The organism is Winogradskyella haliclonae (assembly GCF_014635865.1).
Taxonomy (GTDB): Bacteria; Bacteroidota; Bacteroidia; order Flavobacteriales; family Flavobacteriaceae; genus Winogradskyella; species Winogradskyella haliclonae.
This window is the reverse complement of sequence record NZ_BMDQ01000001.1, coordinates 1,099,086-1,111,677: the sequence shown is the minus strand read 5'-3', so window position 1 is coordinate 1,111,677 and position 12,592 is coordinate 1,099,086. Positions and strand designations below refer to the sequence as shown.

The following is a 12,592-nucleotide window of genomic DNA, read 5'->3' as shown; positions in this document are numbered from 1 at the left end:
ATTATGAGTTATTTAGAAGCTACAAACGATTTATATAAAGAAGCTGCCTTAACACCAGATGTTGGTTTGTGTTGTACAACAAACCCTATATGGGAGTTGCCTGGATTAAAAATTCCTAGAATCATGCAAGAGATGAATTACGGTTGCGGAAGTACCGTTAATGCACGTGATTTGACCAATAATCCAAAAATGCTATATGTAGGCGTAGGTGGTGGTATGGAGCTCTTACAATTCTCCTATTTCAATCGTCAAAAAGGTGGTGTTATTGGTGTTGATGTTGTAGATGAAATGCTAGAAGCATCACGTAAAAATTTCATTGAAGCCGAAGCGCAAAACGATTGGTTTAAAAGTGAATTTGTAGAGCTTAAAAAAGGAGACGCATTAAATCTTCCTGTAGAAGATAATAGCATAGATGTTGCCGCTCAAAATTGCCTATTCAATATTTTTAAAGCAGAAGACTTAAAGAAAGCCATTGATGAGATGTATCGCGTACTCAAACCTCATGGCCGTCTTGTAATGAGCGACCCAACTTGTGAGCAACCAATGAACGATACATTGCGTAATGATGATAGGCTACGTGCATTGTGTCTTAGCGGAAGCTTGCCTATTGCAGAATATGTAAAAGCATTAACCGATGCTGGTTTTGGAACTATCGAAATTCGTGCACGTAAACCTTACCGCATTCTTGACCCAAAGAATTATCCAACTGAAGAACTCATCTATATAGAATCTATAGAAGTTGCGGCTATTAAAGACCCAATGCCAGAAGATGGCCCATGTATTTTTACAGGAAAAGCAGCCATCTATTATGGGGAAGAACCCTATTTTGATGACAACAAAGGACATATCTTACTTAAAAATCAACCTATAGCTATTTGTGATAAAACTGCAGGCGCTCTAGCCGATTTAGGTAGAGATGATATTTTTATCAGCGAATCTACTTATCACTACGATGGTGGTGGTTGCTGCTAAATAATAAAAGTAAAATCATTTATTATTATTTTTTAACCTAGCATAACTATGCTAGGTTAAAATGTCTTTGGACTGTAAGGAAATTGTAGACCAAATGACTACTTGTCTCTAAACTCTAATTAATGCTACCTAGAAATACTATCTTTCTTTACATATTATTATTTATTTCCTTATCAATTTTCGCCCAAGAAACCACAGGTAGATTAGATGGTAAAATTTCAGACATATCAAATCAACCCTTATCCTTTGCCAATATTTTAGTAACAGATTTAGACACAAACTTTAAATACGGAAGCACATCTCAAGAGTCAGGTTACTACTTAGTAAGTAATCTTCCACCAGGGACTAATTATAAGGTTGAGATTAGTCTTCTAGGTTTTAAAACTGAAATAATTCAACCTGTAGTTATACGACTTGGAGTTACTACAACTAAGGACAGAACGCTTATTGAAGACCAACAAACTCTTGATGAAATTGTTATTACAAATTCACCAAATGGATTTAAAAAAAATAACGACAAACACATTTCTAAAAGTATAATCAAACAAACTCCAACTATAAGTCGCAGTATACAAGATTTAACCAGAACATTACCAGAAGCTAACCTCAATTCATTTGCAGGTGCTAGTAACCGTTTTAATAACTTAAATATTGATGGAATTGCCAATAACGATGTTGTAGGGTTTCAAGAACCAGCAAGTGGAGCATCAGGCTCTTCTGCAAATGGTACGCCAGGGAGTTTATCAAGAACTCAACCTATTGCATTTGGCGCCATCAAAGAGCTTTCTGTAAAGACCACACCTTTTGATGTAAGTATAGGAAATTTTACGGGTGCCAACATTAATGTAGTTACCAAAAATGGAGGAAACAAAACTAAAGTTGAAGTTTATGGTTTTGGTAATAACGAATTTTTAATAGGAAAGTACGCCAACGGAAAGAGACAAGTCACGGACAACTTTTACGACATTCAAGTTGGTGGCGGTATTGGCGGTGCTATTGCAAAAGACAAACTGTTCTACTATATAAATATAGAACAGGCTTTAAGTAATCTTCCGCTTTTAAATGCTCCTGGGGGCTCTGGTTCAAATATTAGTTTCGAAACTGTTTCTCTTATCTCAGAAACATTAAAAAACAGATACAATTACGACCCTGGTACTTTTACTTCAGCTAATATTGAGACCGCAAGCACAAAAATATTTGCGCGTTTAGATTATAATATTTCAAAAAAACATAAGCTAACGTTGAGGCATAATTACGTTAAAAGTTTTTCTGATAATCTGGAATGGAATGAGTCAATTTTCAATTTTGGAAATCAAGGCTACAGACACCGAAGTACAGCCAATAGTTTAGCGGCCGAATTGAAATCTAGTTTTAGCGAAAGCACATCTAACGTTTTAAATATTGGATATAACTCCGTAAAAGATGATAGAGATTTTGACGGACGCGTTTTTCCACATCTTTTAATTCAGGATGAGTCTAACCGAATTTTCGCAGGAACATACCGCGAAGCTTCAGTTTATAAAACAGATCTCAATACATTTCAAATTACAAATACACTGACGTACATTAAAGATAAGCATACCTTTAAAGTTGGTGGTTTAGCGCAGTATAACGATATTGATTACGGGTTTTTATCTGCTTGGAATGGACGTTGGCAATACCGATCAGTAGACGATTTTGTAAACGACAGGCCTTCGAGGATCCGGGGTGTTTACAGAACAAGCAATAACAACTTCGACTTTGTAAGCAATACACCTTCTGCAACTTTAGATATTCTTACTCTTGGCTTATATGCGCAGGATAGAATACGATTTAGTGACCGTTTTAGCCTTCTGGCCGGTGTGCGCCTTGATAGTCAGGCATTACTTGACGATTTACCTTTAAGTGACGAAGTAAGAAACACACCTGAGTTTAGTAGGTTTGAAAACAAAATAAATTCGGCGCCGCAGATTAATCCTCGTGTCGGTTTTAATTACTTTTTTAATGAAGATAAGAACATTCAGCTTAGAGGAGGCTCTGGCTTATTTACAGGTCGAATTCCGTATTTATGGTTTGCTTATGCCGAATATATTTCAGGAACAGATTACTTTAATGTAGATATCCGTCCGACTGAAGCTACTCCAATTATTGAAAATCTAGAAGACCTTGCTACGCAACAACCTGGTTTAACAGAAATAAATCTAATTGATAACGATTTTGATTTACCACGCGAATGGAAAACAAATATTGCCCTTGATATAAAACTCCCTAAATCATTCAACTTATCCCTAGAAGGCACTTATTCTAAAGTTGTAAAGGGCATCTTTTTTCAATCTATAAACCGAAGAAATAATAAAGGTAATTTTACTGGCGCAGACAATCGTGAATATTTCTTAGAAACAGGAACAGATATAAAAATTAATCCAAATTTTACTAACGTATTTTTATTAACCAACACCAACAAAGGCTACCGTTATAACTTAACCTTGGGCTTATCAAAAAGTACCAAAAACTATAATGCTTATCTTGGCTATACCTATGGTAAAAGTAAAGACATCTCTAGTACAGTAAGAAATTCTCAAGCTGCAAACTTTGAATGGAATCAGGCTATAAACTCCAACAACCCAGATTTGTCATTTTCAAATTTCGATTTGAGACACAAAATAGTATCATCTCAGAGTTACAACTTTAATCTAAATACAAAAAGTAATTTATCAGTTTCCTTTTTATATAACGGCACAGCAGGGAGTCCATTTTCTTTTGTAGTTCAAGGTGATGTTAATAGAGATGGTTCTTCTCGAAATGATTTGGTATTTGTTCCTAGAAACGAAAACGACATAGAATTGGTAGATTTCACAGATTCTAACGGTAATGTAGTCACAGCAGAAACCCAATGGATAAACCTCAACAATTATATTAACAACAACGATTACCTAAACTCTAGACGCGGTAATTATACAGAACGAAATGGAGCAAGAACGCCTTGGAATCATAGACTTGATGCCAAGCTCGAGTATAGCTTTAACATAGGCAAGCAGCAAAAACTACGTTTAAGTATGGACGTCTTTAATGTTTTAAACTTAGTAAATCGTAACTGGGGTCAACTCTATTTTGTACCTAATGTGGTTAATTCTAGTTTTAGTTTACTCAATTTTAGAGGTATTGAGAATGAGCAACCAACCTATACATTTAATATAAATGACACAACACCTTGGGTAATAGACACTGAAAATTCTAGATGGCGTGCTCAGTTTGGATTGGCTTATCAGTTTTAACCAATACTCTTAAAGTATAAGACCTAAGGTATCAAACAATGACTCATTGTCCATGCTGGTCCAATCATTAAAATTGTACATCTTTAAGAAATGATGGCTTATTACCTTCGGTTGTGCCCAGCAAATTTCACAATCCAAGCTATAACAAAAATAGCCACCATGACAAAACTCAACTACGCAATCTGAGAATATTCAATGATATGAATACCATAAAGCGCTAAAGAAGGAAAAATGAGCATTCCAATAAAAAACGTAAAGGATAATCTCAGATAATAAAGTAATACCAAATAATAACTACAGTACCAAAATGTAAAAATGGCTCCATCCAAGTCGGAGTTTGGTCAACTAAAAGCCCACATGCAGAGTTACATGCCAATAAATCTATAAGACTAAAAAATATTGCTGGCACGCACATATAATGTCCAGGCTTGTTAAAAGTCGTTTGATGACTCTCTCCATACTCACTAAGTAAACTATCTATTTTTCGCATTTGGTAATCGTTATTTAGTATTGCTACAGTATAGCAATTCTACGTAATTGTGTTATTTTTACTAAGCAATTTCGACTCTGATGCTGTATGGAAAAGTACATTGATATCTTTAAAAACTCCTACTCCAACTATTGGAACTATCTTAAATACGAATTGATAGACCTTAATCATTGGGATAACTATTTCTATGGCTTAATTATTATTTCTATTGCTGTTTGGTTATTAGAAATTGCTTTTCCTTGGCGGAAGCGTCAAGCTATTTTTCGTAAAGATTTTTGGTTAGACACATTCTATATGTTTTTTAATTTCTTTATTCTGAATTTAATCATCCTTATAGCGCTATCCAATACGGTTTCAGAGTTTTTTAATGATACGCTTAAACGTATTGGAATAAGTATCGGTAGCCTTCAATTATTTGATGTTGATGATTTACCAAAATGGCTAGGCTTGCTCGTGTTCTTTCTAGTGTCTGACTTTGTGCAATGGAATACACATCGTTTACTGCATCGTGTGCCTTTGCTATGGAATTTCCACAAAGTACATCACTCTGTAAAAGAAATGGGCTTTGCTGCACATTTACGCTACCATTGGATGGAACCTGTAGTTTATAAATCTCTTTTATACATTCCATTGGCAATTATTGGTGGTTTTGATGCGCAAGATGTTGCTATCGTTTATTTCTTTGCAATCGCTATCGGGCATTTGAATCATGCTAATTTGGGTTGGGACTATGGTATACTAAAATATGTATTCAACAATCCCAAAATGCACATCTGGCATCATGCCAAAGAATTACCCAAACATGTAAGGTATGGCGTTAATTTTGGACTTACTTTAAGTCTGTGGGATTATCTCTTTAAAACCAATTATGTACCTCATAATGGACGAGACATAGAATTAGGTTTTAGTGGAGACGAAACATTTCCTAAAGATTTTTTAAGTCAAGAATTATATCCTTTAAAAAAGAAATGAAACAAATAGCACTCCTTATACTTCTAGTTTTAGTAACCTCTTGTGGTGGCACTAAAAAAGCCATTGAAAATTCTGAATCAACCAAACAAGTTGAAAAAACAAAAATTACTAATACCTCAGAGCCTGAAATTAAAGTTGAAAAAGAAATAGACACTGAAGTCAAAACAAAAGAAGAAACACCTACTAAGACTGAAGTCATGATTAAAGACTCAGAAATAAAAGTAGAAACAAAAACTGAAGCTTTTAATCATGATGTGCTCAATACGTTATTACAAACGCATGTTTCTAAAAATGGTAATGTTAATTATAAAAACATTAAAGCACAGCGCACTGAACTATATAACTATATAAAATTATTAACGGACAACACACCTACAGACACTTGGTCTAGAGAAGATAAATTGGCCTATTGGATTAACGCTTATAATGCTTTAACCGTAGATTTAATTCTTAAAAACTATCCATTAAAAAGTATAAAAGACATAGATAAACCTTGGGACCAACGCCTTTGGAAATTTGGAGACAAATGGTTAAACCTTAATGATATTGAGCATCAAATTCTTCGTAAAATGGATGAACCTCGTATTCATTTTGCTATTGTATGTGCCTCTTTTTCTTGCCCTAAACTATTGAATGAGGCTTACACCGCTTCAAATCTAGAAGAACAGTTAACAAGGGTTACAAAAGAATTTTTAGCAGACGAAGACCGAAATAACATTTCAGAAAACAACCTTAAGCTCTCAAAGATCTTTAAGTGGTTTGCTAAGGATTTTAAAACAAATGGTAGCCTAATTGATTTCTTAAACGAATACACTGAGGTTGAGATTTCATCTAAAGCAAAAAAATCTTTCAAAGATTATAATTGGGACTTGAATGATTAAAACTTACATTGACTTTTCTTCGTAAGTAGATATATGATTAGTATTATAATCCCTGTTTTAAATGAAGCCGAAACCATAGAGTCACTTCTCTATCATTTGGTTGATTGCGCAGACCTAAAAAACATTAACGAGATTATTGTTGTTGATGGAGGAAGTGTAGATGGTACACCAGAAATAATTCAGAATTTAAAACTAAGCGTAAAATTACTAAGGTCTGAAAAAGGTCGCGCCAAACAAATGAATACCGGTGCTAATCTTGCCACAGGAGATATTCTATACTTCTTACACGCAGACTCTTTTCCACCTTTAAATTACGATCAACACATTATTAACGAAATTAAAAAAGAGAATAATGCAGGTTGCTTTCGTTTGCAATTTGATAATAATCATTGGTGGTTACGTTTAGCAAGTTGGCTCACACAGTTTCGCTGGCGAGCCTGTCGTGGTGGTGACCAAAGTCAGTTTATCACTAAACCCCTATTTAAAGACATAGGTGGATTTGATGAAGCATACACAATCTATGAAGATAACATCCTTATCAATGAGCTATACAAGCGTAAGGAATTTGTAGTGATTAATAAAAAAATAAAGACATCAGCCAGACTTTACGAGAGACATGGTGTCTGGAAACTACAATATCATTTTTGGACCATATATGTTAAGAAATGGTTTGGCGCTTCTGGAGATGAATTGTATAGATATTACAAAAAATACATCTCTTAAAAGTACTGCCCTATACCAAACACAAATCCATTGGTAGAATCGGGTGTTATGCCATAACCATAATCGATTCTGAACGTAGCATTAAATATTTTTTTGTGTATAAATCGCAATCCAATGCCTGGATAAATTCTGATGTTTTGAGAATCACCAAAATCGCCAAAATCTCCTCCTGGATTTCTCCAACTACCGCCATCTACAAATACATTGCCTTGCATGGCAAACCATTCCTTGTCAATAAAAGTATGCCTATATTCAGTATTTAAAACAATTACACCTGTGCCGCGGTCAATTGTATTACCAACACCTCTTACATTCAAATTATTGTCCACAGAAAATGGTGCAAAAGGCGAATCATTATTTGTAGCCAACCCTAAACGTAATCTACTCGCCCAATTACCCTTTTTTCCAACTCTTAGAAAATATGAAAAATCATTCCAGCCAATAACAAATTCAGGTAATGCTTCATCAGTTGATGTCACATACTGGAAATTAAAAATGCTTTGAAAACCCTCTAAATACTGATAATAATAATTAATATTATTAAACTCATATATCAATTTATAAAGTAGTTTCTTTACTCTTAACTCTTGAGGTACGCTTGGATTTGTTGCTCCAAATAGATACTCGTAATCTTCTGTGAAATAATTAATCCCAAATTCAAATCGGTTATTAAAATTTGGCTGATATAGGACTAAACCTTCAATAGATTCATTATTGTATCTATAATCCGCAGTTGTATTATCAAAAAAAACAGGCTCTTGAGTTGTTAAATTTTGATAGTTAATTGCCATCCCTAACTTCCTTGAAAAGAGAAATGGTGCTCTTAAATTTATACCATAAGAACTAAAAATATCATCTTGATAAAAGCCTCCAAATGTAATATTTTGACCTAATAAATTATATTCATAGAGTCCAACTCTGAAGGCAAATTCATCATCATTAGTCGTATAAACATTTGCAGATGGAATTATAGTAAAATTCTCTACAATATTATAAAACACATTAAATTCATTAGGAGTATTAGCAGGAAATACTTGATAGTATGCATGTGCTATTGAAGGCAGGCGCTTTAACAACTTTACATCTTCTTCTAATTGTATTGAGTCTAATAGAACGCCTGGTTTTACCAGAGCAATTTTTTTTACAAAAGATGATTTTAGTTTTTTATTACCTTGAACTTTTACATCTACAACTCTGCTTTCTTGTGCTTGAGATAAGCTCAAAAAAAATAGACATAAAATTGAGGTCAGAAATCGCATTATTCAGGGTTATAGTGTAAAAATAACACTTCTTCTAAAAATATTGACCTATTCCAAACACAATACCATTGTTTGCCTTATCGCCTAGGCTGATGCCGTAATCAATTCGGAATACTGCATTAAAAATACGCTTATGGATAAATCTTAGACCAAGACCCGTAAATAGACTGGCACTTTCTCCTTCAATTAAATCTCCTAAATTCCCTCCTGGATCTTGCCAAGTACCGGCATCTATAAAAGCATTACCCTGCAAAGCAAACCAGCCTTTTTCGTAAAACGTATGCCTATATTCGGTATTCAAAACAATCGAAGCCGTTCCTCTATCAACCACATTACCTACTCCACGAATGTTTAATTGATTATCTAATGCAAAAGGGGCAAAAGGTGTCGTATCATTTGTAGCATATGCTAATCGTAGACGGTTTGCCCAATTACCTTTTTCTCCAATACGCTTAAAATATTCAAAATCATTTCGACCAATAAAAAAGTTACGAAGCAGATCATTATTCCCATTCGAATCTAAGGTAAAACTATAGGTAAAGATGCTCCTAAAACCATCGACATATTGAAACTCATTGGTGATGTTATTGTATTCATATTCTCCTACAACTGAAACCCGGTCAACACCTAGTTCTTCAGGAATATTTTGAGGGCGGTTTCCGTCTAAAAAATTATAATCTATATTGGCAAAGTTTAAACCTAACTCAAATCGGTTTTTAAAATTATGTTCATAAAATACACGAAATTCAAAAGCTCGACTATCGAATTTATAATTCACCTCATCATTATTATCTAGAAAAATAGGTTCCTGTAATACATTACGCTGATAATTAACACCAACACCCCATTTACGGGTAATTAAGTTAGGAGCTTCCCAAAAGAAACCGTAAGAATCAAATACATTTCTGCTATAAAATCCACCAATGATTTGGTTCTGTCCTAAAAAATTAAAATCAAATAATGATACGCGATATGCTAAATCTTCATTAACATCTTGCGAAACATTTAACCCTGGAATAATTGCGAAGTTTTCGACAACAGTGTATGTTAATCGATAGTTTTCATCATCTATTTTTTCGAGTTTAGAAGAGGAACTTGCAACTGAAGGCAATAAGCGAAAACGTCTTTCATCTGAAGCTATACGGACAGTATCCAACTGGCTCCCTTCTTTTACAAAGGCTAAACGTTTTAAAAAATTAGTTCGTGTACGTTTATTACCTTCAATCTTAACTTCTTTTATGGTTTGAGCATCTATAAATGAAATAGAAACTAAAGTTATAAGTATTAGGGTAATTGTTTTTTTCATTCTATTGTAAAATTGGCATTGAGGCTTATGGCATTAACCCAATTATCTTCGCTTACATCCATAAGCGAAAAACTATATGTTTCTTCACTTTGTAAATTTGGAGGAATGCCTTCTGTAATATTTAATACTACGTTAGACGTATTGTAATACTGAAAATTACTTTCAAAGGTGTATGTTGCTGAAAAAACATTTTGCTGTATATCAGATATAATCTGAAAATAAATAGCATTGTCTCCAAACTCATTAGCTGCCCACAAAAATTGAGGCATTAAAGCCTCAGATTGATTTACCGTAATATCTTGATTAAATATAGAAGGCTTTGAAATTTGCTTCGTCCGAATTGGATTAGAAACTTTTATTTCATTTTCCAAATTAAACGTAACAATCACCCATTTTTCAGCATCTAAAATTCTTGAATATTGACGAAGAAAACCATTAAAAAAGGGCTCTGATTCAATTTCAACTTTGGTGTAATTAGAAAAATTGTTGGGGTCGACGTCAGTCAATCTTGTTTCATATAAAGTGAAATTTTCAGCATTCTGCTCTGGATAAAAGTAGATATTTGCTTGAGCAGAATTATTAGCATCACTAGCTCCACAGGCAATGACAGCTCCAACTTCAAAACTTGAATTTTCTAAAACTTCAGACAAAACACTTGAGTTATTTTCAGGTTGATTTTCAGATTGGCATCCTACTAAAATTAAAACCAGACTAAGTGTTTTTAAAAGTTTCATTCTCGTTTACTATAATATGTTTTTATCACCTGTTCTACAGGTTTGTTTTGTGGTGTAAATTGGTTATTATCCTTTCCGCCTACTTTGTCGTATTCTATAAACCATTTCCAAATAAAGCCCCCTGCAAACCATTCTTCGTGCCAAAAGGTCTCGTATAAGGCTTTACTTGTATTGACTTGAGCATCTAAATTCACTTCAGTCATACTACGGTCGTACTTCCAAGGTTCTTTACCTGAATAATCGACACTTCGGTAACCATACTCCGTAAACAAAACTGGTTTTTGGTACTTATCAGAATAGCTCTTTATTACAGGTTTATGTTTTTGCCAACCTTCCATACTTTTTTCAAAAGTCGGTGTTTGTTCATCGCTTACCGGAAAATAGGCGTCAATCCCAATAAAATCTAAATCACTCCAAAATGGTGTTCGTTTGTACTCGTCCCAATTTGCGGCATAAGTGAGCTTTCCTTTGTATACTTTTTTAATGTCATCGATTAAATTGCTCCAATACTTTGGGCGTTTAGTTATAAAATTTTCGAGTTCAGTCCCAATACAAAATATTTCAGCATTAATTTCATTGGCTAAGTCTGCATATTCTAAAATAAAACTGGAATAAGACGCTTCTAACTTTTTCCAATCTGCTTCCGTTTTCATGTTTAGAAAACCTGTAAATTCACCGCGGTGAATCCATATTTGAGGCTTTACCATTATTTTAATATTCTGCTTTCTTAACTCTTCAGAATATTGCTTTGCGCCTGCTCTTGTTTCTCCAAACCATTGTCTTTCTGTATTATGAATTATTTCGGGATTATCTAATGTTCGGATAAACCCAAAAGGCATTACTGCAGCGTAATTAGCATTAATTTTAGTGACTAAAGGCTTAGTATGCGTTTCATCAACAGGAATACCATAAGCGACAAAACTAGCACCATTTACCTTTTCATTCTGACCAGAACATGATGAAAGTAAAATAGCGTAAACAAAATAAATTAGGAGCTTAGTTCTATTCATGGTATAGATTTAAGCTCCTAAAGTAAGTATATCTCTAAAAAAAGGCTCTTAAACCTATATTAAATATTTTAAATTTAGAGTACATAACGTAATCCTATATTGTAAGCCTCACCTAAACCAGTAAATGCTCCATTACCTCTTGCGAAATACGAAAATAAGCCTTCAATATTTAGTTTGTCTGTTAATTGGTATTTTACGCCAGTTCCGATACTAGTAATATCTTGCTCAAAACCATTGTCTGTCAATGCTATCAACTGAAAATGTTGCACAAAACCTAATACTGTAAACTTTGAAGAAGGGAAATAACTTAAAAATACACCTGGCGTTAAACGTAAACTATCATTTGCAAAACTGTCTTCATTTTTACCAAAGTTGTATTCAGTGTTCAAATCAAAAAATAGTTGCCATTCTTTGTTTTGTCCTAAAGGCAAATCGTAGAAAAATCTGTTTTGCCATGTAAAACCATCTTGGTCTAAAAACACTCCTGCATCATCTACCTCATCTCCAATTGTTGAAATAAATAGAGAACTTTGTACTGAGAAGTTGCTCAATTTTGCAAAAGGTACAAACTTAACACTGGGAGCAATGTTCGTTAAACCACTTCGTGCCGTGCCTGTTTCACCATCAAAACTAAAAACATCGAATGCGCCTCTTCCGCCTACAGCATTAGAACGAAATTCTAAAATCGCACCAACACTAACTCTTTTATTTTCTGAAACCCCAAAAAACACATCGAGTGTTGACGTAAAAAAGTTTTCTCTTGCAATATCTTGCACCTCTTCATTCGCATCTAACTGACGCGTTTGTGTATACAGGTTATTAAACCATTTAATATCGACTTGACCTTTACCTATTAATTTTGAAGGTGTTAAATTCTGAATAACACTTCCTTGATCTTCTTGTTCATCTTCTTGCGAAAATCCTGTAAATCCAATCACTAATGCTATTACTGTTGTTATTATTCTTTTCATTTTTTTTGGTTTATTAGTTA

The 12,592-nt window shown here is 33.9% G+C and carries 11 protein-coding genes; 5 read left to right on the top strand and 6 right to left on the bottom strand.

Annotated features, from left to right (window positions below):
* The first annotated feature begins 3 nt into the window (after positions 1–3).
* The gene (gene arsM, locus IEV10_RS04925) at positions 4–972 is read left to right on the top strand and encodes an arsenosugar biosynthesis arsenite methyltransferase ArsM (RefSeq protein ID WP_188373572.1); all 969 of its coding nucleotides are present in this window, start codon (positions 4–6) and stop codon (positions 970–972) included.
* A 122-nt stretch (positions 973–1,094) separates the two neighbouring features.
* The gene (locus tag IEV10_RS04920) at positions 1,095–4,226 is read left to right on the top strand and encodes a TonB-dependent receptor (RefSeq protein WP_188373571.1); all 3,132 of its coding nucleotides are present in this window, start codon (positions 1,095–1,097) and stop codon (positions 4,224–4,226) included.
* 265 nt (positions 4,227–4,491) lie between these two features.
* On the opposite strand, the gene IEV10_RS14335 is transcribed toward IEV10_RS04920, so the two are convergent.
* Complete coding sequence (locus IEV10_RS14335; RefSeq protein WP_229719593.1) at positions 4,492–4,716, bottom strand: DUF962 domain-containing protein; 225 nt, start codon at positions 4,714–4,716, stop codon at positions 4,492–4,494.
* An 87-nt stretch (positions 4,717–4,803) separates the two neighbouring features.
* Between IEV10_RS14335 and IEV10_RS04910 the strand changes: the two genes are divergently transcribed.
* Genes IEV10_RS04910 through IEV10_RS04900 form a run of 3 tightly spaced genes read left to right on the top strand, consistent with a single transcriptional unit; the run spans position 4,804 to position 7,292 of the window.
* Positions 4,804–5,688, top strand: coding sequence for a sterol desaturase family protein (locus tag IEV10_RS04910; RefSeq protein ID WP_188373570.1), 885 nt, complete (start codon positions 4,804–4,806; stop codon positions 5,686–5,688).
* Positions 5,685–6,569, top strand: a complete 885-nt coding sequence (locus tag IEV10_RS04905) for a DUF547 domain-containing protein (protein ID WP_188373569.1) — start codon at positions 5,685–5,687, stop codon at positions 6,567–6,569. The genes IEV10_RS04910 and IEV10_RS04905 overlap by 4 nt, the downstream gene beginning before the upstream one ends.
* A 33-nt stretch (positions 6,570–6,602) precedes the next feature.
* A complete protein-coding gene (locus IEV10_RS04900; RefSeq protein ID WP_188373568.1) occupies positions 6,603–7,292 on the top strand; it encodes a TIGR04283 family arsenosugar biosynthesis glycosyltransferase in 690 nt (229 codons plus the stop codon).
* Here the strand turns inward: IEV10_RS04900 and IEV10_RS04895 are convergent.
* From IEV10_RS04895 to IEV10_RS04875, 5 genes are all read right to left on the bottom strand, one after another.
* Positions 7,289–8,551, bottom strand: coding sequence for a POTRA domain-containing protein (locus IEV10_RS04895; RefSeq protein WP_188373567.1), 1,263 nt, complete (start codon positions 8,549–8,551; stop codon positions 7,289–7,291). The genes IEV10_RS04900 and IEV10_RS04895 overlap by 4 nt on opposite strands.
* A gap of 34 nt (positions 8,552–8,585) precedes the next feature.
* Entirely contained in the window at positions 8,586–9,857 is a 1,272-nt protein-coding gene (locus IEV10_RS04890) for a POTRA domain-containing protein (protein ID WP_188373566.1), read from the bottom strand.
* The gene (locus IEV10_RS04885) at positions 9,854–10,591 is read right to left on the bottom strand and encodes a hypothetical protein (RefSeq protein WP_188373565.1); all 738 of its coding nucleotides are present in this window, start codon (positions 10,589–10,591) and stop codon (positions 9,854–9,856) included. Before IEV10_RS04885 ends, IEV10_RS04890 begins: the two co-directional genes overlap by 4 nt.
* Entirely contained in the window at positions 10,588–11,601 is a 1,014-nt protein-coding gene (locus IEV10_RS04880; RefSeq protein WP_188373564.1) for a glycoside hydrolase family 113, read from the bottom strand. Before IEV10_RS04880 ends, IEV10_RS04885 begins: the two co-directional genes overlap by 4 nt.
* Positions 11,602–11,675: 74 nt before the next feature.
* Entirely contained in the window at positions 11,676–12,572 is an 897-nt protein-coding gene (locus tag IEV10_RS04875) for a hypothetical protein (RefSeq protein ID WP_188373563.1), read from the bottom strand.
* Between the last annotated feature and the right edge of the window lie 20 nt (positions 12,573–12,592).

What these genes read in the sequence shown, in the direction of transcription:
- IEV10_RS04880 (WP_188373564.1), bottom strand. Translation starts at nt 11,601, where the DNA reads ATGAATAGAACTAAGCTCCTAATTTATTTTGTTTACGCTATTTTACTT.
- IEV10_RS04895 (WP_188373567.1), bottom strand. Translation starts at nt 8,551, where the DNA reads ATGCGATTTCTGACCTCAATTTTATGTCTATTTTTTTTGAGCTTATCT.
- IEV10_RS04890 (WP_188373566.1), bottom strand. Translation starts at nt 9,857, where the DNA reads ATGAAAAAAACAATTACCCTAATACTTATAACTTTAGTTTCTATTTCA.
- IEV10_RS04920 (WP_188373571.1), top strand. Translation starts at nt 1,095, where the DNA reads ATGCTACCTAGAAATACTATCTTTCTTTACATATTATTATTTATTTCC.
- IEV10_RS04905 (WP_188373569.1), top strand. Translation starts at nt 5,685, where the DNA reads ATGAAACAAATAGCACTCCTTATACTTCTAGTTTTAGTAACCTCTTGT.
- IEV10_RS04885 (WP_188373565.1), bottom strand. Translation starts at nt 10,591, where the DNA reads ATGAAACTTTTAAAAACACTTAGTCTGGTTTTAATTTTAGTAGGATGC.
- arsM (WP_188373572.1), top strand. Translation starts at nt 4, where the DNA reads ATGAGTTATTTAGAAGCTACAAACGATTTATATAAAGAAGCTGCCTTA.
- IEV10_RS04910 (WP_188373570.1), top strand. Translation starts at nt 4,804, where the DNA reads ATGGAAAAGTACATTGATATCTTTAAAAACTCCTACTCCAACTATTGG.
- IEV10_RS04875 (WP_188373563.1), bottom strand. Translation starts at nt 12,572, where the DNA reads ATGAAAAGAATAATAACAACAGTAATAGCATTAGTGATTGGATTTACA.
- IEV10_RS04900 (WP_188373568.1), top strand. Translation starts at nt 6,603, where the DNA reads ATGATTAGTATTATAATCCCTGTTTTAAATGAAGCCGAAACCATAGAG.
- IEV10_RS14335 (WP_229719593.1), bottom strand. Translation starts at nt 4,716, where the DNA reads ATGCGAAAAATAGATAGTTTACTTAGTGAGTATGGAGAGAGTCATCAA.